The organism is Gymnodinialimonas ceratoperidinii (assembly GCF_019297855.1).
Taxonomy (GTDB): domain Bacteria; phylum Pseudomonadota; class Alphaproteobacteria; order Rhodobacterales; family Rhodobacteraceae; genus Gymnodinialimonas; species Gymnodinialimonas ceratoperidinii.
Map to the genome: position 1 here is coordinate 461400 of NZ_CP079194.1, position 21583 is coordinate 482982.

Sequence of the window (21583 nt, forward strand, 5' to 3'; positions counted from 1 at the left end):
GCCTACGCCGTCACGGACACCGACTGCTGCCTGAGGGTACAGGGCCCGAAGGTGGTGAGGAACGCGACGCCTGACGCGTCGGGGCCAACGCCGATCCGCGCAATGGTATCGGCGGTCGCCATGCCGGTCGCGTCGACCAGATGCCATGTGCCGTCGAGGAAAACCTCTGCCACCGCGTGAAAGTCGGGCGGCGTGACGCCGGGCGCGTAGACGCTGGCGAATCTGGCCGGGATGGTCGAGGCGCGGGCGAGGGCGATCATGACGTGGGCGTAATCCCGGCAGACGCCCTGCCGCTGCACGAAGGAATCGAGCGCCGTGGTCTGGCCATTGCTCGATCCGGGAACGTAGCTGAAGGCCTTCGTGATCCAATCCCGCATGGCGGCGATCCGGGCGCCGCCTTGGTAGGCACCGAATTCCGCCTCGACGAAGGACTGGAACTCATCTGAAGGGCAATAGCGCGAGGGCATGAGGTAGCGCACCGTGTCACCCGGCAGCAGATGCGGCGCCACGGCATCGAGGGTCGAGATATCGAGCGCCGGACGGTCCACGACGACACGCGCCGTATAATCGCAGCGGAAGATGCCATCGGTCCTGATCCAAATGCGCTCGCCCAACCCGTCGTCGGCCGCAACGCGGGCAAGATGCTCCGTATCGGAAATCTCGATATTCGACGATTGCAGCCGTTGATCCGCGAGATCAGCGACCTCGATCTGCAACAGCAGGTCCGTGGGACCGGAGAGCTGATACTCCAGCTGAACGTTGACATCGAGTTCCATGCTTGACCTCTGAGAGTTAAGGGAACGTGTCGTCAGGGACCGTTCCATCGCCGTTCCTGTCTGCGGCACCTACCAACGGGCGATCACCGCCATTGGTTGCACGTGGCTTCAGGTCTTGAGTCGCAAATAGCCGCGCAACGCCCACTGGCTACGAATCACGCACGCTGTCTTTCGGCTGATTGCGCGTGAAACGCTTATCCAGCGCCGAAGAAAAACAGCCAGGCTGCCCGCGCATCGGCGCCAGCTACAGAACTTTAAAGGCAAAGGGGAGAATGGTGAGCCCTGCAGGATTCGAACCTGCGACAAATTGATTAAAAGTCAACTGCTCTACCAACTGAGCTAAGGGCCCGCTCAAGTCGCGGTTACTAGGACCGAGTTCTTGGCGCGTCAAGCGAAAATCCCCACAGGGTCTTTGAACTGTCCGCAGGTTCTCGTATATGCGCCAGATGCCTGATCAAGTTCCCCCCACCGGCTTGCCGTTCCTGAAGATGCACGGTCTTGGCAACGACTTCGTCGTGATCGACGCCCGCAACGGCGCGCGCTCCGTCACGCCTGCCTTGGCGCAAGCGTTGGGTGACCGGCATCGGGGTGTGGGATTCGACCAGCTCGCGGTGATCGAGACCGGCGACGACAGTGATCTGCGGCTGACGTTCTGGAATGCGGACGGCTCGCTGGCCGGGGCCTGCGGCAATGCGACCCGCTGCGTCGCGCGCCGCGAGATGGAGCTGACCGGGCGCGACCGCATCACGCTGCGGACCGAGCGTGGCCTGCTGGAAGCGGTTGACGCCGGGGACGGGCTGACCTCCGTCAACATGGGGCACCCGATGCTCGACTGGCAGGGGGTGCCGCTCGCGCGCGACTGCGACACGCTGAACCTGCCGCTCGACGGCGCGCCCGTTGCGACCGGGATGGGCAACCCCCATTGCACCTTCTTCGTCGAGGATGCCGATGCGGTGGATCTCGAAGCCCAAGGGGCGCGCTTCGAGCATGACCCGCTGTTCCCCGAGCGGACCAACGTGCAGTTTGCCCATGTCATCGGCCCGGACCACCTGCGGATGCGGGTGTGGGAACGGGGCGTCGGCGTGACGCTGGCCTCCGGCTCGTCCTCTTGCGCCGTGGCCGTCGCGGCCGCGCGGCGCGGGCTGACCGGGCGGCAGGTGCGGCTGACGCTCGACGGCGGCGAAATTTCCATCGACTGGCGCGACGATGGCGCCTGGATGACCGGCCCCACTGCCCATGTCTTCACCGCCGAGCTGACGCCCGCGTTTCTGGACGGCTTGCCATGAGCGCCCCTGACACCAAGGTTCCGGTCTTTCACACCCATGGCTGCCGTCTGAACGCCTACGAGACCGAAGCGATGCGCGAGATGACGGAGGCCGCAGGCGTCGAGAATGCCGTGATCGTCAACACCTGCGCCGTGACCGCCGAAGCGGTGCGCAAGGCGCGGCAGGAGATCCGCAAACTCAAGCGCGACAACCCCGATGCCCGCGTGATCGTCACCGGCTGCGCCGCCCAGACCGAGCCCGCGACCTTTGAAGCGATGGGGGAGGTGGACCTCGTCCTTGGCAATACCGAGAAGATGAACCCCGAGACCTGGCAAAACCTCGGCCCTGATTTCATCGGGGAGACCGAGAAGGTCCGCGTCGATGACATCATGTCGGTGCGCGAAACGGCAGAGCACCTGATCGACGGATTCGGCACCCGCTCGCGCGCCTATGTGCAGGTGCAGAACGGCTGCGATCACCGCTGCACCTTCTGCATCATACCCTACGGTCGCGGCAACTCCCGCTCGGTCCCGGCGGGCGTCGTGGTGGACCAGATCAAGCGCCTCGTGGACCGCGGCTACAACGAGGTGGTGCTGACCGGCGTCGACATGACGTCCTGGGGCGCGGACCTCCCCGGCGCGCCGAAGCTCGGTGATCTTGTCATGCGCATCCTTAAGCTGGTGCCGGACCTGCCGCGCCTGCGGATCAGCTCCATCGACAGCATCGAGGTGGACGAGAACCTGATGCAGGCCATCGCCACCGAGCCTCGACTGATGCCGCATCTGCACCTGTCGCTGCAGCATGGCGACGACCTGATCCTCAAGCGCATGAAGCGCCGCCACCTGCGCGACGATGCCATCGCCTTCTGCGAAGAGGCCCGCCGCCTGCGCCCCGACATCACCTTCGGTGCCGATATCATCGCCGGCTTCCCCACCGAGACCGAGGCGCATTTCGCCAATTCGCTCAAGCTGGTGACCGAATGCGACCTCACCTGGCTGCACGTCTTCCCCTACTCCCCCCGCGAAGGCACTCCCGCCGCGCGGATGCCGCAGGTGGACGGCACCGCGATCAAGGCCCGTGCAAAGCGGTTGCGAGAGGCGGGTGCGGCCGCCGTCAGCGCCCATCTGGCCAAGCAGATCGGCCGCGAGCATCGCATCCTGATGGAAAACCCCCGCATGGGCAGGACCGAGCAATTCACCGAGACGCGCTTTGCATCCGACCAGCCCGAGGGCGACATCGTAACGGCTCGAATCATGGGATTCGACGACGGGGGCCTCACCGCCGGATAGGTCATTTTGTGGGATAGGGCCAAAAACTAGGAGAAATTCCGTTTTCGTGCTACGTGTTAGGCAAGAAGCGGGCGTTTCCTGCGGTGCATTCTCCGCTGCGGTGGTCGGGCGAAATAGACCTGTCGAAAATCAAATAGATTTGTCGATGCGCGCTAAGGCTGTGCCGAGAAGCGGAAAAATGACGGCTTACGCAGTCTGTTGCGGGCATTCGGACAGGGCTGGAAGGAACACATCCCATGAAGAAAGCGATTTTTATCACGGCAATGACGCTGGCGGTTTCGGGCTGCTTTACGATCGGCAGCACGTTCGAGCGGTGGGTCGGCACTTACGAATACGATGGAACGTCATATCGCGTTGCCTATGTACGGACAGAGGGCCTCGACGGGGACACGAGGTGGGAATACCATCTGGTTCCCGGTGGGACGACCACCTACAGAAGTTCCGACATGATCGCGCGATGCCTTGCGCTTGAGGTTCCCGGCGACAATCCAACTCCAGTTTCTGGCTGCGAAGCCAGCTTTGCTCGCGCCATCGACGGGCTTGTCGGTCCTCCGATGATGGGAGGTGATGATTACGGGTAAGCGGCAGGCGAGAGCACCTGTCCAAACAGATAGGGCAATTGCACAACATCCCGGTGGAAAGCCAAAGAATCGAACAAACCGTGCGGTTCTCGGTGGTTGCCTTCACTCTCGATCAATTTGATGGATGCATTGTAAGCACACATCGCCGGGACGACAGGACTCCAACATTGGTGAAGGGTCAGTCCCGCTTGCCAAGGGTCTACCGCATGCATCCCAATCCGGCGTTTCGCCAAGAACCTGCCTTCACCAACGTCGGCCTGTGCCGAAAGCGGGGTTTCGGGATGTTGTGTTTGAACGGGGACCCCACGCCATTGCTTGCCCATGTGCCTTTCGTGCTGAGCGACACGGGCGAGGTTGCGGAACTGCATCTGGTGCGCTCGAACCCGATTGCCCGCGCCGTGACCGAGCCCAAGCCCGCGGTGATCGCGGTGAACGGGCCGGATGGCTACATTTCCCCCGATTGGTACGATACGCCCAACCAGGTGCCGACATGGAATTACGTCGCCGTCCATCTCCGCGGCATGTTGCAGCCGATGAACCCGGATGAGCTGCGGGAACATCTGGACCGTCTCTCCAGCCATTTCGAGGATCGACTTGCCCCCAAGCGGCCCTGGACCAGTGCCAAGATGACACCGGACATGCTGGAAAAGATGATGCGGATGATCCTGCCGTTTCGCTTCGAAGTCCATGATGTCGAGGGCACGTGGAAACTGAACCAGAACAAGCCCGATGCGGCGCGTGCGGGTGCGGCGGAGGCGATCAAGCAATCACCGATAGGGCATGAGGTCGAAACCCTCGGCGCCCTGATGACCGGCGGCGTGCCTTCGATTGATAAGGATGCGCCGCTCACCTACATTTAAGGCATCACTCGTTGCAGAGGATGCTCTGGATGGCTTTGAATATCCCACCGATGGCGTTTCTGGCGCTGCGCTATGGCGCTGTCGCGGTCGCAGGCTTCACCGCCGCACGTCTTGCACGACGGGGGCGCCTTTCGCCTGCCGTCGAGGCCGAGATGGACGCGGCCCCCGATGGGGTGCAGCTGTGCAAGTCGCCGGGTCAGCTGGCCGCGGCAGGCAAAATGACAAGAACCTTGCAGGCCGGCCCGTTTGGCCCGAAGTTCCGCATAGACGGCACGGCGATCGGCCGTTTGCGAATTAAACGACTGACATGATGGGATTTTGGCATGATTGAACTTCTGGGCTCGGACGCGTCTCCGTTCGTACGCAAGGCGCGGGTCCTGATCGCGGAGGCAGGGATCACCGATGTGCCCTACGTTCAGGTGACGGCGACGCCGATGGGCGGGGAAGAGCGGCTGAACTCGGCCAACCCTCTCGGCAAGATCCCCGCCCTCGTGCGGGACGAAGCGCCGACGATCTACGACAGCAACGTGGTGTGCCGCTTCCTCGACGATCGCGCCGGCGCAGGGCTCTACCCGCAGGAGCGTCTGTGGGAAACGCTGACGCTCGAAGCGACGGGCGACGGGATCATGGAGGCCGCTGTCGGCATCGTCTACGAGAAGCGCCTGCGCCCGGAGGAGCTTTGGTGGAACGACTGGTTCGACGCGCAATGGGTGAAGGTCACCCGCGCGCTCGACGGGTTGGAGCGGCAGTGGATGAGCCATCTTCACGGACCGCTCGACATGGGTCAGGTCTCCATCGGCTGCGCCCTGGGCTACCTCGACCTGCGCCACAAGGATCGCGATTGGCGCGAGGGGCGTGAGGCGCTGGCGACGTGGTACGCAGGCTTTGCCGAGCGGCCCGCCATGGTGGCCACCGCGCCGGAATGAAGGTCGCACTTGCCGAGACAAAGGCCGCGCGGCAGGCGTGTTTCGACATTCGCCGGGCGGTTTTCATCGAGGAACAACAAATCCCCGAGGCCGAGGAGTGGGATGCCCACGACGCGTCCTGCCTGCATTACCTCGCCACGGATGCGTCCGGCGCGGCGGCCGGTACGGCACGGGTCATCGCCCGTGGGGAAAGCGCAAAGATCGGGCGGGTCGCGGTGCTGCCCGCGCACCGTGGCACGGGGCTCGGCGCAATGATCATGCGGGCGCTGATGGCGGACGCCAAGAAGCGCGGTTTCTCCCAGGCCGAGCTCGAATCGCAGGTCTATGCGATCCCTTTCTACGGGCGTCTGGGCTTCGTTGCGGAGGGTCCGGATTATGACGACGGCTCCGGTATCATGCACCGCCTGATGCGCGCGTCTCTGTAACGCCTCAGGCTCGGATGCCCGCATGGCGCGCCGCGCGGTGCCCCTATCTGCGACGAATTCTTGCGTAAATTGCTGTCACAAGCCGATACGGGCGGAAATATGCGACATTTCAGCCCCCGTGTGCGCGTTTGTCCGCTGGACGCGTAAACCTTCAAACAGTAACAGCAACAGCAGCTTGGGGACGGAGGGATTCCGACTCCGCAAATAGACGTTTCCAGGTCTGAAGACGTTTGGACCCAGAGAGAAAGGACGCAGAGCTCGTGTCAGATACACAGGATCCGTCCGGCGAACGCCGGGATTTTCTGTACTACGCCACCGCCGGTACCGGCGTTGTCGTTGCAGGTGCGGCCGCTTGGCCGCTGGTGAACTCCATGAACCCCTCCGCCGATGTGCAGGCTGCCAGCCAGCTGCGCGTCGACGTGTCGGGGATCGAGCCGGGCACGCAGCTGACCGTGCTGTTCCTGGGCAAACCGATCTTCGTGCGCCGCCGTACGGAAGAGGAAATCGAGGCCGCGCGCGCCGTCGAGGTGAGCGAGCTTGTCGATCCCGAGGCACGTAACGCCAATGCCATCGGCGAAGACGCCGCCGACATCAACCGCACCCTGACCGCCTTCGATGGCGAGAACACCGGCGAGTGGCTGGTGATGCAGGGCGTGTGTACGCACCTCGGCTGTGTGCCGATCGGCGACGGTGCCGGTGACTTCGGCGGCTGGTTCTGCCCCTGCCACGGGTCGCACTACGACACCGCCGGCCGCATCCGTCGTGGGCCTGCGCCCGAGAACCTCCCGGTCCCGCCGGCGGAGTTCATCGACGAATCAACCATTTTGCTCGGTTAAGGGAGGATTGAACCCATGAGTGGAATTCCCCACGACCATTACGAACCGAATTCGCGCGGCGAGAAGTGGCTTCACCGCCGCCTGCCGGTTGTCGGCCTGATGTACGACACGCTGATGATCCCGACACCGAAGAACCTCAACTGGATGTGGATCTTCGGTATCGTGCTGGTCTTCTGCCTCGTCATGCAGATCCTCACCGGCGTCCTGCTGGTGATGCACTACACGCCCCACGTCGACATGGCCTTCGCCTCGGTCGAGCACATCATGCGCAACGTGAACGGCGGGTGGGCGATCCGCTACATCCACATGAACGGCGCTTCGCTGTTCTTCGTGGCGGTCTATCTGCACATCTTCCGCGGCCTCTACTACGGCTCCTACAAGGCGCCCCGCGAAGTGACATGGATCATCGGCATGCTGATCTACGTGCTGATGATGGGCACCGCCTTCATGGGCTACGTTCTGCCCTGGGGCCAGATGTCCTTCTGGGGCGCGACCGTGATCACCGGCCTCTTCGGCGCCATCCCGTTCATCGGCGAAGGCATCCAGACCTGGCTTCTTGGCGGACCGGCCGTGGACAACGCCACGCTCAACCGCTTCCTGTCGCTGCACTACCTGCTGCCCTTCCTGATCCTTGGCCTCGTGCTGGTTCACGTCTGGGCCTTCCACACCACGGGCAACAACAACCCGACGGGTGTCGAAGTGCGCCGCACCTCGAAGAAAGAGGCCGAGGCCGACACGCTGCCGTTCTGGCCGTATTTCGTGATCAAGGACCTCTTCGCCCTGGCGGTGATCCTCGTGATCTTCTTCGCGGTCGTGGGCTTCATGCCCAACTACCTCGGCCACCCCGACAACTACATCGAGGCGAACCCGCTGGTGACCCCGGCGCATATCGTTCCGGAATGGTACTTCCTGCCGTTCTACGCGATCCTGCGGGCCTTCGATGGTGAGGTCTGGGTCGTGATCGCGGCGAACTTCCTGACCGGCGGCATCGTCGACGCGAAGTTCTTCGGCGTGATCGCGATGTTCGGGGCGATCCTCGTGATGGCGCTGGCGCCCTGGCTGGATACCTCCAGCGTGCGCTCCGGTCGCTACCGCCCGATGTTCAAGTGGTGGTTCTGGGTCTTCGCCGTCAACTTCATGGTGCTGATGTGGGTGGGTGCACGCCCGGCCGAGGGGATCTATCCCTACATCGCCCTGATCGGCTCTGCCTATTGGTTCGCGTACTTCCTCGTCATCCTGCCGCTGCTTGGCGTGATCGAGAAGCCGCTGCCGCAGCCCGAGACCATCGAAGAAGACTTCAACGCGCACTATGGCAAAGACCATGGCGCAACCGGTTCGACGTCCGCGTCGACCCCGGCTGAATGAGAGAGGATCTGACAATGCTCAGGAAACTTACACTCAGCGCCATCGCGGCGCTGGCCCTCTCCACCGGTGGCGCAATCGCGGCAGGCGGTGAGAGCCACGTCGAGAACTTCAGCTTCTCCTTCGAGGGCCCCTTCGGGACCTTCGATCAGGACCAGCTCCAGCGCGGCCTTCAGGTCTACACGCAGGTTTGTGCCGGTTGCCACGGCCTCCAGTACATCCCCCTGCGGACGCTGGCGGATCACGGTGGCATCGGCTGGACCGAAGACGAAGTGCGCGCCTATATCGATGAGAACTTCATCGAAACCTACGACGACGCGTTGCAGGACTGGCGCACCGCCACGCCGAACGACAACTTCCCGGCGAACGATGGTGTCGGCGCCCCTGACCTGAGCCTGATGGCGAAGGCACGGGCCGGCTTCCATGGCCCTTACGGCCTTGGCATCAACCAGTTCATCTACGGCATCGGCGGCCCCGAATACATCGCATCGCTTCTGACCGGTTACACCGGCGAAGAGGTCGAGCAGTTCGGTTCCGTGCTCTACGAGAACACCGCTTTCGAAGGGGGCTACATCTCGATGGCGCCGCCGCTTTATGACGATGCGGTGGAATATGCCGATGGCACCCCCGCCACGGTCGAGCAGATGGCGGAAGATGTTTCGGCCTTCCTGATGTGGACGGCAGAGCCGCACCTGATGGCACGCAAGCAGTTGGGTCTGGTGGCGTTCATCATCCTCGGCCTCTTCGCGGTCCTGCTGTACCTGACCAACAAGCGCCTCTGGGCACCGGTCAAGGCGCGCGCCAAGGGCACCCCCCCCTCCGCCTGACCGCGTGAGACATCAAAGATTGCAGCGCGCCCTCCGGGGCGCGTTTTGCGTTTCAGGGCTATCGCAGGTGGATTGAAGGAAGCGCCGTCGCGGTCACATCCACGGACGCAGCACCGGGGTGCGCTCCGCGATGGCGGTCGACAGCTCTGCATCCAGCACCACCTTGCCGTCCTCCAGCAGCAGGATCCGGTCGCACAGATGCTCGGCATCCCGCAGGTCATGGGTGGCCATGAAAAGGGTCTGCCCGGTCTCTTCACAAAGTGTGCGCATCAGCTCCAGCATCTCGCGCCGCAGGGCAGGGTCGAGGGCCGAGAATGGCTCGTCCAGCAGCGCCACGGGCTTGTCGCGCAGCAGCATCCGCGCGAGGGCAACTCGGCTTTGCTGGCCCCCGGACAGGGCCGCAGGCATCCGCTCGTCCATTCCGTCGAGGTCCACCTTCCGCAGGGATTCCATCACCCGCGCCTCATCTGCCGCGTCCAGCCGCAGGTTCGGCGCGATCCCAAGGGCGATGTTGTCGAAGACAGACAGATGCGGGAACAGGTTGCCGTCCTGAAACAGGATCGACACGGGCCGCTGCGCGACAGGAGCCGCCGTCACATCCTCGCCCGCCATGATGATCCGCCCGGCGTCAGGCAGCAGGAACCCCGCCAAGGCCGACAGCAGGGTGGACTTGCCGCTGCCCGAAACGCCCATCAGCGCGACCCGCGCGCCTTTTGGCACCGTCAGGTCGAGCGACAGCGTGAAGGTGCCAAGCTCGACGCGAACTTTCTCAAGTTGCAGCATTCACGCGTCCCCCTCGGTCAAAGAGCCAGAACATGCCGAGGGACAGGGCCATCAGCAACACCGCCGCGCCCTGCGCGTCATTGGTGCGGTAAGACCCGAAGAGCCGGTACATTTCAAGCGGCAGCGTCTCCTGTCCCTGTGCCGAGAATAGCGCGATGACACCGAGGTCGCCCATCGAGAATGCCGCGGCTAGTCCGGCGCCGAAGCCCAGGGGGCGGCGCAGGCGCGGCAGGATCGCGTGCCGCGACCGGGCGAAACCCTGCATGCCCAAGGCATCGGCCAGCCGGCCCTGCGTCGCCTCTGCCTGACGCGCGGCAGGCACCAGTGCGCGCAGCAGGAAGGGCAAGGCGACAAGGGCGTTGACGAGCCCCGTGATCGGCAAGGACAAGGCCACGGGATTGACGACGGGGAAGACGATCAGGAACAGGCCGGTCCCGATGACCAGCGGCGAAACCGCGATGGAGAGAAGCCCGACCGCCTCCAGCCCCGCGCGGCCCGATTTGCCCGCGATCAGCAATGCGATGGGCAGCGCGAGGGATACCGCCAAGGCGGTCGAGGCCAGCGCCAGCAGGATCGACCGCAGCGCCGCTTCCCACGTGGACAAGGGCAGGCCTGCGACCGCGCCGATGCCCTCGCCGGTCACCGCGGCGAGCGGCAGCAACAGGAACGCCCCCGCAAGGATCAGGGCCGCGCGGTCCGCGAACCGCGCGCCTTTGCTGTCTCCCGGCCACGCCATCGCCGGGCGGTCCAGCCCGCCGCCAAACTCGGCCGCCGTGGCAAAGCGCCATGCGACAAGCCCGGCGCCGACACAGATGGCAACCTGGATCACCCCCAGAAGCGCCGCACGACCGAGGTCGAAATCGAAGCGGAAGGCCTGATAGATCGCGAGTTCGATGGTGGTGGCCGACGGCCCGCCCCCAAGAATCAGTGCGACGGCGAAACTGGTGGTGCAGATCAGGAAAATGACCATTGCCGCGCCGGGCAGGGCGGCGCGCAACAGAGGCCAGACGAAGTGCCGCCGCATGTCGCGCGCGGTGAAGTTCAGGGAATGGGCCAGTCGGATACGCTCGCTCGGCACGGCGAGCCAGGCTTGTAGGATCAGTCGCGTAGCCAGCGGCAGGTTCAGGAACACATGGGCCAGCACGACGCCGGCCAATCCATAGATCTCGATCTGCCCCGCCCCGATGCCCTCCAGCGCCGTATTCAGCCACCCAGCCCGGCCGAAAATGGCAAGGAGGCCCATGACGGCGACGATGACAGGCAGGATGAAGGGCGCGCCCATGAGAGAGATATAGGCCCCGCGCCCCCGGAACCGGCGCCGCGCCAGCGCGCGCGCGACCGGGATCGCGACAAGGCAGGAGAGCGCCGCCGACAGCGCCGCCTGAAGCAGGGTGAACCGCACCGCGGCCCAATCGGCCGGGCGCAGGTCCGAAAAACCCTCGGCCCGGTAGAGCACCGCGCCGAGGGGTCCGAAGATGGCAAGGACGACCAGCAGGATCATGATCCAGCCGGTCATCTGCACCGGCGTTACTGGCTGAGCGCGTTTTGCCATGTGTCCAGTGCTGCGTCGCGGATCGCGGCGGCCTCCTCTGCGGGGTAGATCAGCGCCTCTTCCGGTTGCGTCAGCGTATCGAACCCGGCCGGCAGCTCGTCAGCAGAGAGGGCGGCGGGATACATCCAGTTGGTCTCGGGGATGATCGCCTGGAACGCGGGCGACACCATGAAATCGAGGAACTGCTGTGCCAGCTCGGGGTTGTCGGCGGTATGCAGGACGCCGCCCACCTCGATCTGCATGTAGTGGCCCTCGCTGAAGGACGCGGTGGCGTAGCTGTCATCCTCTTCCGCGATCAGGTGGTAGGCGGGAGAGGTCGTATAGGACAGCACCATGTCCGCCTCACCATCGAGGAACAATCCGTAGGCCTCGGACCAGCCCGGCGTCACCGTGACGACGTTGTCGGCCAAGCCTTCCCAAACCGTCGCGGCCTCATCGCCATAGGCATTCTGCACCCAGAGCAGCAGGCCGAGGCCGGGGGTGGAGGACCGGGGGTCCTGGATCACGATGGAGGCGTCAGAGGCCGCAAGCTCTTCGAAGTTGCCGGGCACGTCTTCCATGTCGGCACGGTGGACGAAGGCGAAATAGCCCCAGTCGAAGGGCAGGAAATGCGGGTCGTTCCAGTCAACCGGCAGGGTCAGCCCCTCGGCGGTCAGTCCGTGCTCGGCCATCAACCCTGCCTCGACGGCGGCGGTCGTCAGGTTCGTGTCGAGGCCAAGCACGACGTCCGCTTCCGAGCGCGCGCCTTCCAGCCGCAACCGGGACAAGAGCGCCGCGCCATCGCCGGTGGCGGTGAATTGCAGGTCGCACGCGCAGATTTCCTCGAACGCGAGTTCCACCGCCGGGCCGGGGCCCCAATCGGACGCGAAGCTGTCATAGGTGTAGACCGTCAGAACGGGGGTCTGCGCGATGGCAGCGCCGCCCAGAAGGGTCAGACCCGCAGCGATGATGGTCGTGTTGGTGAGGCTCATGCTCACTCCTCCAAAGCTAGGGGCGAAGTGAAGTCCGGGCGAGCCTGCCGCGATAACCTTCCCTCCGCCGGTGTTAACCGGTTCAGGTTCAACGGGTCAGCTTGCGCAATCTCAGCCATGGACGTCAGTCGACGCTTGGGCTCCCCGAGGTGGGTAAAGACGTAGGGCAAAGGGGTAGGTACGGCAAGCCGCTTGGCAAAAGCATCGCACGCCGCTAATCGGAGCCTATGAGTATGAATTCCTACGGTCACCTGTTCCGCGTCACCACCTGGGGCGAAAGCCACGGCCCCGCCCTTGGCGCGACGGTCGATGGCTGCCCTCCGGGGATCGAGATCGACGCCGCCGCGATCCAGCATTGGCTGGACCGCCGCAAGCCCGGCCAGAACAAGTACACGACGCAGCGCCGCGAGGCCGACGAGGTCGAGATCCTCTCGGGCGTCTACGAGGGCCGCTCGACCGGAACGCCGATCCAGCTGATGATCCGCAACACCGATCAGCGCTCCAAAGATTATGGCGACATCGCCGAGAAATTTCGCCCGGGCCATGCCGACATCACCTATTGGCAGAAGTACGGCATCCGTGACCCCCGTGGCGGCGGCCGGTCCAGCGCCCGCGAAACCGCCGCGCGCGTGGCCGCCGGCGGCGTGGCACGCGCCGCGCTGGCGGCGCTGGCGCCCGAGCTGCGGGTCACCGGCTACATGGTGCAGATGGGCCCCCATGGCATCGACCGCGCCCGGTTCGATCTGGCGCAGGTCGAGCAGAACCCCTTCTGGGTTCCCGACGCGCAGGCGGCCGACGAATGGGCCAGCTACCTCGACGACCTGCGGAAATCCGGCGACAGCGTCGGCGCGGTGATCGAATTGCGCGCCAGCGGTCTTCCGGCCGGGCTTGGCGCACCGATCTACGCCAAGCTCGATACCGACCTCGCCGCCGCGATGATGTCGATCAACGCCGTGAAGGGCGTCGAGATCGGCGACGGCATGGCAGCGGCGGCCCTGACCGGTTCGGCCAATGCCGACGAGATCCACATGGGCGCGAACGGCCCGGAATATTCCTCGAACCACGCGGGCGGCATCCTTGGAGGCATCTCCACCGGACAGGACGTGATCGTGCGTTTCGCGGTGAAGCCGACCTCCTCGATCCTGACCCCCCGCGCGACCATCACCAAGACGGGTGAACCGGCTGAAATCATCACCAAGGGACGGCATGATCCTTGTGTCGGAATTAGGGCAGTGCCGGTCGGAGAAGCGATGATGGCCTGCGTTTTGCTCGACCATATCCTGATTCACCGCGGCCAGATCGGTGGCGAAGTGGGCGATACTCGCGGGACAATTGGGTAACTTTTTGTTTAACTTCAGCAGGTTTCTGGCCCAATAGTCCTCTGCCCGGCGCTTTGGTGCCAACCCCTGAACAATGCGGAAAAAGCGTCTTGGCGCTGCCTTTTTTCCGCCATAATTCGCTCCAACTAAGGCGAAACTGGGGTTTTATGTACTGGATGTCTTATGGGGCAGAATGCTCGTAAGCGAGAGCATCGCGACAGCTATATCACTGTTGATTGGCTCGTATTGTTGGTGACCTGTGCCGCGTTGGTGCTGCTGCTGGCAACCACACTGCGCACACCGGTGGAGGGTGATCCGGAGGGCCGCGACGGCTTCCGAGAGCTCGCCGCGCACGAGACGCTTTTGGCCTATCAGGACTTCACCTTCGGCGCGCCGGGTTGGCGACCCGATGCGACCAGTGATCGCCTACCCGGCCTCGGGCCGGTGTTGGGGCCGTTCGATGCAGAGCCGGTGCAGCGCTCTTTCCCGATCCCCGCCGATGCGGACCATGTCCGGCTGTCCTTCGATCTCCACCTGATTGGCGATTGGGCCGAGCAGGGGGGGCTGACGGCCTCCCTAAACGAGACCGAGCTTCTTCGCGTGCAAATGCCTGAAGGGACCACTTCAGCCGCCGAGGTCGAGGCGACCCAAAGCGCCTCCCTCAGCGCCAGTGCCCATGCCGAACGCCTCATTCCCCGTCAGCCGGAAGACGCGCTGCCGGGCAGCGCCCCAGAAATCACGATCCTGCGGGTCCGGATCGAGATGTCGGACCCGCCCGAGACCCTCACCCTGCGTCTGGATGCGCAGGTAGATGGCGCGGCGCAATGGACGCTCGACAACCTCACGGCCGTGGCTGCCCGGAACGACGGCGTCGCGATGCCTTGAGGCGGGCCGTTACAGACCCAGATCAAGCAAGGCGCGGATATCGGCCTCGCGGGTGCCCGCAACCACGCGGCCGACCTCGGCACCGTTCCGGAACATCACCAGCGTCGACCGGCGCGGAATGTTGAGCGATTGCGCGAAGGCGCCGTTGCCGAACGCATCCCAATCCACCCGGTAGAACGCGATTGCATCGTCATAGGCCGGGTTCGCGTCCCGCAGCGCCTCAATCGTGCGTTCCTGACTGCGACAGGTGGAGCACCAGTCGGCGGCGAAATCCACGAAAACGGTATCGCCACTGGCAATGGCCGCCTCGGCGCTGCCGGGGGCATAGTCGATCATCTCGGCAAGGGCGCTCAGCGGCATCAGCGCGAAGGCGGCAGCCGAGAGCATCAGGGTGCGGCGGGTGATAGGGGTCATGGAGATCTCCAGATGTTACAGGGCAACGGAAAGGTCTTGCAGCCAATAGGGCATGCGGTCGAGCAGCCAGACTTCCAGCATCAGGTGCCAGCGCATGAAGATGGCCAGACCGACAAGGAAGAAGACAGCCCCGAGAAACGGACGCGAGGCGCTGGCGAAAGCCCGCAGGGCGCCCATGCGTTTCTGCAACGCCGCGCGGGCGCCGTAGCCAAGGGCGATGATGATGGTGCCGATCCCAAGGGCGAAGGCCACCATGATCAGGAACGCGCGCAGAAGCTCTTCCCCTTGCGAGGCGAGCGAGATGGCAGAGCCGAGCACCGGCCCGACACAGGGGCTCCAGACCGCGCCCAGAAGCAGGCCGCCCAGAAACTGCCCCTGCCAGCCGTCGGTCTGCATGTCGCGCATTCCGTCGTCGGCGCGCGATGCAACGCCCGCCGTCGCGGTGGCAAAGCGCGCCGAGAGCTGCGGCACCATGAGCACGGCGCCGAAGACCATCATCAGCACGGCGCCCGCCTGCGACACGGTCTCTTCCCGCAGCCCGACAAGGTGACCCGCCGCGATGACGCCGAAACCAAGGGTGACGAAGGCGAGCCCCATGCCGCCCGCCAATGCCAGCGGGCCGTAGCGGCTGCTTTGCAGGGATCCTGCCAGAACGATCGGCAGCACCGGCAAGACGCAGGGGTTGATCAGGGTCAGAAGCCCTGCGGCATAGGCGAGAATGAATTCCATGCCCAACCTAATGCCAAGGGTCGGCGCTCCGGTCACATGAATTGCCCGTGAACGCCCTGTCATGCGCCGGCCGTCCCACAGGCTCTGTCCCTGCGACGGCGGCTCGGCTCAGGCCTTGATGCGCGCGCGCTGCACCGCGAGGATGCCGCCCGCGATGATCGCCACCCCAAGCGCGTCGATCCAGCTCAACCGCTCGGAGAGGAACACGAAGGCGATGGCGACGCCGAAGACCGGGTTCAGGAAGTGGTAGGTCGCGGCCCGCGTCGGCCCGATACGCCCCACGAGGAGGAACCAGATCAGCGTCGCCGCGAGGCCGGGCATCAGCGTCGTGTAGATGAACGCGAGGATGAAGGGCAGCGTCCAGTCGATGCTCAACGTCTCCAGCGCCATGGCCGGGAACAGCAGCGCCACGGCGCCCACGATCATCTGCAGCCCCACGATCATCAGGAGGTTGCCCCCGTCGCTCGACGCGCTCTTGACGGTAAGCGTCGCGGCGGCCAGCGCCACGGCAGCGATCAGGCACAGCGCGATCCCTAAGGGGTCGGCCCCGCCGCCAAAGCGTTGCGCCATGATCACGGCGACCCCGGCAAAGCCCGCAACCATGCCGAAGATACCCATGGCGGGAAGGCGCTCCTTGAACACCGTCCAGTTTGCCAGCGCCACGAGAAGCGGCATCGTCGACGCGATGATCGCCGCCAGCGACGCTTCAATCCACTGCATCGCAACGAAGTTGAGGCCGAGGTAGACGGCGTTCTGGCACAGGCCGAAGATGATCACCGCGCGCCATTGATTGCGCGTCAGGTTGAACCGCTGGCCAAGCGCCAGCGCGATGGAGATCCCGATCACGCCGGAAATCAGGAACCGCGCGGCCAGCGAATAGAGCGGCGGCGCGGCCTCGACGATGATGCGGGCGGACGTGAACGCGGAGGACCAGATCAGGGCAAAAGTAAGCCCCATTACCAATGCGCGTAAGTCCATGAATTTTCTCCCAAAGAAAAAGGGCCGCACCCCGTGGCGCGACCCTCTCATGTCTTCAGGTGGACGGCAATATCAGCCGTTCACGGAATCTTTCAGTGCCTTCGCAACGGTGACTTTCACCTGCTTGTCGGCCTCTTTCTTGATCTGCTCGCCCGTGGCGGGGTTGCGGACCATGCGCTCGGGACGCTCGCGGCAGTAGACTTTGCCGATGCCGGGAAGGGTCACGGCACCGCCGTTTGCGACTTCCTTGGTCACGACTGCCGTGACGGCGTCGAGTGCTGCGCTTGCAGCTTTCTTGTCGGCGCCCATCTCGTCTGCCAGAGCGGCAACGAGTTGTGTTTTCGTCATGGGTTTGGTTGCCATGTGCTTATTCTCCTGCTGTCTATCCCCCGTGCCATAGGGCCGGTTGGCGCGAAACTAACCGTATTTTGTGAGCCCACACAACGCATCAAAGCCATGTTTTGTTGAAAAACACGGGGAAATGCGCGTTTTTCTTCGTTCAAAGGAACGCAGTCTCCTGAAAAGAGCGCAATTTCCGGCTGTGCAGGCGGGCCAGAGGCATCTCCCGCAGATGCTCCATCGCGCGAATGCCGATCAGCAAATGCCGCAAAACCTGGTCCTTGTAGAAGTCGGACGCCATGCCCGGCAGCTTCAATTCGCCATGCAGCGGCTTGTCCGAGACGCACAGAAGCGTGCCGTAGGGCACCCGGAAGCGGAACCCGTTGGCCGCGATCGTGGCGCTTTCCATGTCGAGGGCCACGGCGCGCGATTGCGACAGACGCTGCACCGGCCCGGTCTGGTCGCGCAGCTCCCAGTTGCGGTTGTCGAAGCTGGCGACGGTGCCGGTCCGCATGATCCGCTTCAACTCGAAGCCTTCCAGCTCGGTGACATTGGCCACCGCCGTTTCCAGCGCGACCTGAATTTCCGCCAGCGCCGGGATCGGGACCCAGATCGGCAGGTCATCGTCCAGCACCTTGTCCTCTCGCAGGTAGGCGTGGGCGAGCACGAAATCGCCCAGACGCTGCGAGTTTCGCAGCCCGGCGCAATGGCCGACCATCAGCCAGGCATGGGGACGCAGCACGGCGATATGGTCCGTCGCGGTCTTGGCGTTGGACGGCCCGACGCCGATGTTGACGAGGGTAATCCCCGAGCCGTCCTTGCGGGTCAGGTGATAGGTCGGCATCTGCGGCATCTTCGCGGGCTGCGCGATCGGGGTCTTGGCATCGGTGATGATCGTGTTCCCGGTGGCGACGAAGCTGGTGTAGCCGCTGTCGGGATCGTCGAGCTGCGCGCGGGCGTAGGCCTCGAACTCGTCGACGTAGAACTGGTAGTTGGTGAACAACACGTGGTTCTGGAAGTGGCTCGGATCGGTGGCGGTGTAATGGGCCAGCCGCGCCAGCGAGTAATCGATCCGCTGCGCGGTAAAAGGCGCCAGCGGCCAGGCGCCGTCCTCGAAGGTGAAGCCCAGGCCGTTGACGATATCGTCGTTCGTCGTCGCCAGATCCGGCACGTCGAAGACATCGCGCAGGATGAACTCTCCCGCGCCCTCCTGGGGCACCGTGATCGAGGTGTCCTGCGCCACGGCGAAGTGCACCGGCATCGGCGTCATCGAGGGGCCGACATAGATGCTCACACCGTGGTTCTGGATCAGCAGGTCGATCTGCTGGATCAGGTAATTCTCGAACAGGTCGGGCCGCGTGATCGTGGTAGCATAGGTGCCGGGCTCCGAGACATGGCCGAACGACAGGCGGCTATCGATGCCCGCGAAGGAGGTCGTGCGCAGGCGGATCTCAGGGTAGAACGCCCGGAAGCGCGTGTTCTCCGGCGCGCCGTTCAGCACCGTCTCGGTGAAATGGTCGCCGAGGAATTGCGTCGCCTCATTATAGAGCTTCTGCACCTGCGCGACGGCTTCAGTCGCGTCGGTGAAGGCCATGGGCTCGCCGTGGTCGGGCGTGCGGATCTTTTGGGGGGCATGCGTCGTCATTCTACCTCAACTATATATTCATATGCCTCGCACAAGCTTTCGGTTCCCTCTTTTCCAAGGGTACCCGCCAGCGCGGCAGAATTGATGAAAGGCCAATTGATGCTCTGCGCGAAGGCGCTCATGGCAGCACCGGGGTCAGCTCGAACGTCCGCACGTCGACAAGCCCAAGGTCCGAGATCCGCAATTCGGGGATCACCACAAGCGCCAGAAGGGAGTGCTGCATGTAGGCGTTGTTCAGGGAGCATCCCGCCGCGGTCATCGCCTCGATAAGCTGTGTCACCTTTGCGGCCACCTCGGACGCCGGGCGGTCGGACATCAGGCCCGCGATGGGCAATTCCACCAGCGCCTTTTCTTCCCCATCCTGCCAAAGGGTGACGCCGCCACCGACTTCGCCCAAGCGCATCGCGGCGCGGGCCATCATCTCGCGGTCGGTGCCGACCACGATCATGTGGTGGCTGTCGTGGGCCACGGTGGAGGCCATGGCCATCCCCGGCCCGTAGCCGAAGCCCGAGACGAAGGCATTCGTCACCTCCCCGGTGGCGCGATGACGCTCCACGAGGGCGATCTGCGCGATGCCGTCCGGTTCCACCACGCCGTCGCGGACCGGCAAATCCATCTGCAACGCCTTCGTCGGCGCCTGGTTCTCGACCACACCGATGACATTGGCGGTGACCTCCGCGCCCTCGGCACGGATCTCGAAATCCGCGGCGGTGAGCGTCTTGCCGAGGTGGACGGACTGGCGCGTGTCATCCGGCCAGTCGAGATGCGGGCAATCGACGAGGCAGGTGCCGCCCTCGGCGATCTTCTCGCCGCGCCCGTAGACCGCCTCGATCGGCAGGGTGGAGAGGTCGGAGGTGACGATCATGTCGGCGCGGCGGCCGGGGGCGATCTGGCCAAGCTCGCGCTCCAGCCCGAAATGGGTGGCGGTGTTGATCGTGGCCATCTGCAGGGCAATCAGCGGGTCGCAGCCGCAATCGATCGCGTGGCGCACCGCGCGATTCATGTGGCCGTCCTCCACCAGCGTCTTGGCGAAGCAATCGTCGGTGCAGATGATCATGTTGCGCGGATCGAGCCCGCGCTCGGTGATCGCGGTGATCTGGCTTTCGATGTCGTACCAAGCGGAGCCGAGGCGGATCATCGACCGCATTCCCTGCCGCATCCGCGCCACGGCGTCGGCCTCGCAGGTGCCCTCGTGTTCATCCGCCGGGCCGCCGGCGACATAGGCGTGGAAGGCGGGGCCGAGATCGGGCGAGGCGTAATGCCCGCCCACCGTCTTGCCCGCCGCTTGCGTCGCGGCGATCTCGGCCAGCATCTGCTGCGAGCCATTGATCACGCCGGGGAAGTTCATCATCTCGCCCAGGCCCACGATGCCGGGCCATTCCATCGCGGTGCTGACATCCTCGGGGCCGATCTCGTAGCCCGTGGTCTCCAGCCCTGGAGCCGAGGGCGCGCAGGAGGGCATCTGGGTGAAGACATTGATCGGCTGCAGCAGCGCTTCGTCATGCATCAGTCGGACGCCTCGCAGGCCGAAGACATTGGCGATCTCGTGCGGGTCGGTGAACATCGAGGTGGTGCCATGGGGGATCACGGCGCGGGAGAACTCCGCCGGCGTCAGCATGCCGGATTCGATATGCATGTGTCCGTCGCAAAGGCCGGGGATGAGGTAGCGGCCCGAGAGCTCCTCCACCTGCGTGCCTTCGCCGATGCAATGGCTGGCATCGGGACCGACATAGGCGAAGCGGCCGTGGCGGATGGCGACCTGCCAGCCGTCCATCACTTCACGGGTCTGCACGAGAACGACACGGGCGTCGCGGATCACCAGATCGGCGGCGGTCCGGCCTGCGGCAACGGCAACGAGGTCGCTTGCGACGTCTTGCCAGGAGGGAAAGGGGGTATGTTCCATGTCCCAATTTTGCAGAGCGCGCAGGGGCCTGCAAGGGACGTTTCACCGGCAGTCGGCCGCGCGTGGGGCTGGGGGTGATTTTCCGTATTTGTGAAAAGATGAAGGGGGGCGCTGCGCCTAGTCGCGCAGGCGGTCCGCGTGGAGGGCCTCGTAGATCGGCAGCGCCTCGGCGAGGAGGGGTTGCAGGTGCTCGGGCAGGTCGGGCAGCGGGCCCTCGGCGCGGGCGAAACCGGTGGAGCGGTGGACCGCGTCGTACCAATGCGGCGCCCAGACTCCGTCACAGGCTTTCGGCCCCTCGGGCCACGCCAACATGGCCGGGTCGAAGGGCAGGTCGATGGCGGCGCAGAGCGCGCGCAGCATGGCCTCGGGGTTGGCGCGGATATCGGCGCTGTCGATGATCGGCCCGGGGAGCGCGGCGTGGATGCGCTCGGCCTGGGCGAAGCCGATATCGTCGAGGGTGATCTCGATGTCGTTCTTGACGGCATAGCTGGCGATGACGCGGGCGGGGTGGCGCAGCAGGTGAACGTTGGCAAAGCCTTCCGCCCAGTCGAGGGGCACGCCGGGCAACATGTGATGTGCCATGACCTTGAGGTATTGAACCGGTCTTGAGGGCGGCTCTTCGATTTGCTCAATCACCGCGTCGAAGCGCTCGGGCTGGCTGGCGAGGATCTCCTGCTGCATCGGGTGCGTCACGCCTGATTTCGCGAGGTAGGCGGCGTAGAAGGGCTCGTCCCAGGCGACGCAATCGGCGCGTTGACCGAAGGCATACATCATCGCAGTCGACAGGTTCCGCGGGCCGGACCACATGGCAATACGCATAGACAACTCCCCGTTCATTTCCGCGTGAGATCACACCGCTGTGTGTTGCAATGCAAGGGCAACTTTCCGAGCCTCGGAACAAAGGTGGAGGTCTCATGT

Annotated in this window: 23 protein-coding genes, 1 tRNA gene and 1 riboswitch; of the genes, 12 read left to right on the forward strand and 12 right to left on the reverse strand. The window is 64.6% G+C overall.

The window, feature by feature from the left end; translation table 11 throughout:
* Positions 1–2: 2 nt before the first annotated feature.
* Together KYE46_RS02250 and KYE46_RS02255 are read right to left on the reverse strand one after the other, a co-directional pair.
* On the reverse strand, positions 3–776 hold the full coding sequence (locus KYE46_RS02250) for a transglutaminase-like domain-containing protein (RefSeq protein ID WP_219003176.1): 774 nt from the start codon (positions 774–776) through the stop codon (positions 3–5).
* Positions 777–1049: 273 nt separating this feature from the next.
* Positions 1050–1125: transfer RNA gene (locus KYE46_RS02255), tRNA-Lys, on the reverse strand.
* Between the two features lie 88 nt (positions 1126–1213).
* On the opposite strand from KYE46_RS02255, the gene dapF reads away from it, so the two are divergent.
* The 10 genes from dapF to KYE46_RS02305 all read left to right on the forward strand — a co-directional run bounded on the left by dapF (position 1214) and on the right by KYE46_RS02305 (position 9147).
* Positions 1214–2062: a diaminopimelate epimerase gene (gene dapF / locus KYE46_RS02260; RefSeq protein ID WP_219003177.1), complete on the forward strand. Its 849-nt coding sequence runs from the start codon at positions 1214–1216 to the stop codon at positions 2060–2062.
* On the forward strand, positions 2059–3330 hold the full coding sequence (gene mtaB / locus KYE46_RS02265) for a tRNA (N(6)-L-threonylcarbamoyladenosine(37)-C(2))-methylthiotransferase MtaB (RefSeq protein WP_219003179.1): 1272 nt from the start codon (positions 2059–2061) through the stop codon (positions 3328–3330). Before dapF ends, mtaB begins: the two co-directional genes overlap by 4 nt.
* A gap of 236 nt (positions 3331–3566) precedes the next feature.
* Positions 3567–3911: a hypothetical protein gene (locus KYE46_RS02270; protein WP_219003181.1), complete on the forward strand. Its 345-nt coding sequence runs from the start codon at positions 3567–3569 to the stop codon at positions 3909–3911.
* A gap of 206 nt (positions 3912–4117) precedes the next feature.
* The gene (locus KYE46_RS02275) at positions 4118–4771 is read left to right on the forward strand and encodes an FMN-binding negative transcriptional regulator (protein ID WP_219003183.1); all 654 of its coding nucleotides are present in this window, start codon (positions 4118–4120) and stop codon (positions 4769–4771) included.
* A 29-nt stretch (positions 4772–4800) separates the two neighbouring features.
* Entirely contained in the window at positions 4801–5082 is a 282-nt protein-coding gene (locus KYE46_RS02280) for a hypothetical protein (RefSeq protein WP_219003184.1), read from the forward strand.
* Positions 5083–5097: 15 nt separating this feature from the next.
* Positions 5098–5697: a glutathione S-transferase gene (locus tag KYE46_RS02285; RefSeq protein WP_219004980.1), complete on the forward strand. Its 600-nt coding sequence runs from the start codon at positions 5098–5100 to the stop codon at positions 5695–5697.
* Positions 5694–6122: a GNAT family N-acetyltransferase gene (locus tag KYE46_RS02290; RefSeq protein WP_219003185.1), complete on the forward strand. Its 429-nt coding sequence runs from the start codon at positions 5694–5696 to the stop codon at positions 6120–6122. The genes KYE46_RS02285 and KYE46_RS02290 overlap by 4 nt, the downstream gene beginning before the upstream one ends.
* A gap of 260 nt (positions 6123–6382) precedes the next feature.
* Positions 6383–6958 carry a ubiquinol-cytochrome c reductase iron-sulfur subunit gene (gene petA, locus KYE46_RS02295; protein ID WP_219003186.1) on the forward strand — a complete coding sequence of 192 codons (576 nt, stop codon included), beginning with the start codon at positions 6383–6385 and terminating at the stop codon, positions 6956–6958.
* 15 nt (positions 6959–6973) lie between these two features.
* The gene (locus KYE46_RS02300; RefSeq protein WP_219003187.1) at positions 6974–8323 is read left to right on the forward strand and encodes a cytochrome b; all 1350 of its coding nucleotides are present in this window, start codon (positions 6974–6976) and stop codon (positions 8321–8323) included.
* Between the two features lie 14 nt (positions 8324–8337).
* Positions 8338–9147 carry a cytochrome c1 gene (locus KYE46_RS02305; RefSeq protein WP_219003188.1) on the forward strand — a complete coding sequence of 270 codons (810 nt, stop codon included), beginning with the start codon at positions 8338–8340 and terminating at the stop codon, positions 9145–9147.
* A gap of 93 nt (positions 9148–9240) precedes the next feature.
* Here the strand turns inward: KYE46_RS02305 and thiQ are convergent, their stop codons facing one another.
* The 3 genes from thiQ to thiB are packed head-to-tail and all read right to left on the reverse strand — an operon-like array spanning position 9241 to position 12453.
* Positions 9241–9930 (reverse strand): thiamine ABC transporter ATP-binding protein, encoded by a 690-nt coding sequence (gene thiQ, locus KYE46_RS02310; protein WP_219003189.1) that lies wholly within the window; start codon positions 9928–9930, stop codon positions 9241–9243.
* Positions 9917–11482 carry a thiamine/thiamine pyrophosphate ABC transporter permease ThiP gene (locus tag KYE46_RS02315; protein ID WP_219003190.1) on the reverse strand — a complete coding sequence of 522 codons (1566 nt, stop codon included), beginning with the start codon at positions 11480–11482 and terminating at the stop codon, positions 9917–9919. The genes thiQ and KYE46_RS02315 overlap by 14 nt, the downstream gene beginning before the upstream one ends.
* A complete protein-coding gene (gene thiB / locus KYE46_RS02320) occupies positions 11458–12453 on the reverse strand; it encodes a thiamine ABC transporter substrate binding subunit (RefSeq protein WP_219003191.1) in 996 nt (331 codons plus the stop codon). Before thiB ends, KYE46_RS02315 begins: the two co-directional genes overlap by 25 nt.
* 42 nt (positions 12454–12495) lie before the next feature.
* A riboswitch (TPP riboswitch) is annotated at positions 12496–12610 on the reverse strand.
* Between the two features lie 70 nt (positions 12611–12680).
* Between thiB and aroC the strand changes: the two genes are divergently transcribed.
* Positions 12681–13793, forward strand: a complete 1113-nt coding sequence (gene aroC / locus KYE46_RS02325; protein ID WP_219003192.1) for a chorismate synthase — start codon at positions 12681–12683, stop codon at positions 13791–13793.
* Positions 13794–13955: 162 nt separating this feature from the next.
* Complete coding sequence (locus KYE46_RS02330; protein ID WP_219003193.1) at positions 13956–14657, forward strand: hypothetical protein; 702 nt, start codon at positions 13956–13958, stop codon at positions 14655–14657.
* A 9-nt stretch (positions 14658–14666) separates the two neighbouring features.
* Here KYE46_RS02330 and KYE46_RS02335 read toward each other — a convergent pair whose 3' ends face one another.
* The 7 genes from KYE46_RS02335 to KYE46_RS02365 all read right to left on the reverse strand — a co-directional run bounded on the left by KYE46_RS02335 (position 14667) and on the right by KYE46_RS02365 (position 21484).
* Positions 14667–15071: a thioredoxin family protein gene (locus KYE46_RS02335; protein WP_247716892.1), complete on the reverse strand. Its 405-nt coding sequence runs from the start codon at positions 15069–15071 to the stop codon at positions 14667–14669.
* 15 nt (positions 15072–15086) lie between these two features.
* Positions 15087–15800, reverse strand: a complete 714-nt coding sequence (locus KYE46_RS02340) for a cytochrome c biogenesis CcdA family protein (protein WP_219003194.1) — start codon at positions 15798–15800, stop codon at positions 15087–15089.
* A 108-nt stretch (positions 15801–15908) separates the two neighbouring features.
* Positions 15909–16778: a DMT family transporter gene (locus tag KYE46_RS02345; RefSeq protein WP_219003195.1), complete on the reverse strand. Its 870-nt coding sequence runs from the start codon at positions 16776–16778 to the stop codon at positions 15909–15911.
* Between the two features lie 72 nt (positions 16779–16850).
* Positions 16851–17141, reverse strand: coding sequence for an HU family DNA-binding protein (locus tag KYE46_RS02350; RefSeq protein ID WP_219003196.1), 291 nt, complete (start codon positions 17139–17141; stop codon positions 16851–16853).
* Between the two features lie 136 nt (positions 17142–17277).
* Positions 17278–18762, reverse strand: a complete 1485-nt coding sequence (locus KYE46_RS02355) for an AMP nucleosidase (protein WP_219003197.1) — start codon at positions 18760–18762, stop codon at positions 17278–17280.
* 118 nt (positions 18763–18880) lie between these two features.
* Positions 18881–20665, reverse strand: a complete 1785-nt coding sequence (locus KYE46_RS02360; protein WP_219003199.1) for an adenine deaminase — start codon at positions 20663–20665, stop codon at positions 18881–18883.
* Between the two features lie 117 nt (positions 20666–20782).
* The gene (locus KYE46_RS02365; RefSeq protein ID WP_219003200.1) at positions 20783–21484 is read right to left on the reverse strand and encodes a sulfotransferase-like domain-containing protein; all 702 of its coding nucleotides are present in this window, start codon (positions 21482–21484) and stop codon (positions 20783–20785) included.
* Positions 21485–21583: the final 99 nt, after the last annotated feature.

Bases quoted from the DNA above. Each gene is read 5' to 3' on its own strand.
- KYE46_RS02250 (WP_219003176.1), bottom strand. From the start codon at position 776: ATGGAACTCGATGTCAACGTTCAGCTGGAGTATCAGCTCTCCGGTCCC.
- dapF (WP_219003177.1), top strand. From the start codon at position 1,214: ATGCGCCAGATGCCTGATCAAGTTCCCCCCACCGGCTTGCCGTTCCTG.
- mtaB (WP_219003179.1), top strand. From the start codon at position 2,059: ATGAGCGCCCCTGACACCAAGGTTCCGGTCTTTCACACCCATGGCTGC.
- KYE46_RS02270 (WP_219003181.1), top strand. From the start codon at position 3,567: ATGAAGAAAGCGATTTTTATCACGGCAATGACGCTGGCGGTTTCGGGC.
- KYE46_RS02275 (WP_219003183.1), top strand. From the start codon at position 4,118: ATGCATCCCAATCCGGCGTTTCGCCAAGAACCTGCCTTCACCAACGTC.
- KYE46_RS02280 (WP_219003184.1), top strand. From the start codon at position 4,801: ATGGCTTTGAATATCCCACCGATGGCGTTTCTGGCGCTGCGCTATGGC.
- KYE46_RS02290 (WP_219003185.1), top strand. From the start codon at position 5,694: ATGAAGGTCGCACTTGCCGAGACAAAGGCCGCGCGGCAGGCGTGTTTC.
- KYE46_RS02300 (WP_219003187.1), top strand. From the start codon at position 6,974: ATGAGTGGAATTCCCCACGACCATTACGAACCGAATTCGCGCGGCGAG.
- KYE46_RS02305 (WP_219003188.1), top strand. From the start codon at position 8,338: ATGCTCAGGAAACTTACACTCAGCGCCATCGCGGCGCTGGCCCTCTCC.
- thiQ (WP_219003189.1), bottom strand. From the start codon at position 9,930: ATGCTGCAACTTGAGAAAGTTCGCGTCGAGCTTGGCACCTTCACGCTG.
- KYE46_RS02315 (WP_219003190.1), bottom strand. From the start codon at position 11,482: ATGGCAAAACGCGCTCAGCCAGTAACGCCGGTGCAGATGACCGGCTGG.
- thiB (WP_219003191.1), bottom strand. From the start codon at position 12,453: ATGAGCCTCACCAACACGACCATCATCGCTGCGGGTCTGACCCTTCTG.
- aroC (WP_219003192.1), top strand. From the start codon at position 12,681: ATGAGTATGAATTCCTACGGTCACCTGTTCCGCGTCACCACCTGGGGC.
- KYE46_RS02330 (WP_219003193.1), top strand. From the start codon at position 13,956: ATGGGGCAGAATGCTCGTAAGCGAGAGCATCGCGACAGCTATATCACT.
- KYE46_RS02335 (WP_247716892.1), bottom strand. From the start codon at position 15,071: ATGACCCCTATCACCCGCCGCACCCTGATGCTCTCGGCTGCCGCCTTC.
- KYE46_RS02340 (WP_219003194.1), bottom strand. From the start codon at position 15,800: ATGGAATTCATTCTCGCCTATGCCGCAGGGCTTCTGACCCTGATCAAC.
- KYE46_RS02345 (WP_219003195.1), bottom strand. From the start codon at position 16,778: ATGGACTTACGCGCATTGGTAATGGGGCTTACTTTTGCCCTGATCTGG.
- KYE46_RS02350 (WP_219003196.1), bottom strand. From the start codon at position 17,141: ATGGCAACCAAACCCATGACGAAAACACAACTCGTTGCCGCTCTGGCA.
- KYE46_RS02355 (WP_219003197.1), bottom strand. From the start codon at position 18,762: ATGACGACGCATGCCCCCCAAAAGATCCGCACGCCCGACCACGGCGAG.
- KYE46_RS02360 (WP_219003199.1), bottom strand. From the start codon at position 20,665: ATGGAACATACCCCCTTTCCCTCCTGGCAAGACGTCGCAAGCGACCTC.
- KYE46_RS02365 (WP_219003200.1), bottom strand. From the start codon at position 21,484: ATGCGTATTGCCATGTGGTCCGGCCCGCGGAACCTGTCGACTGCGATG.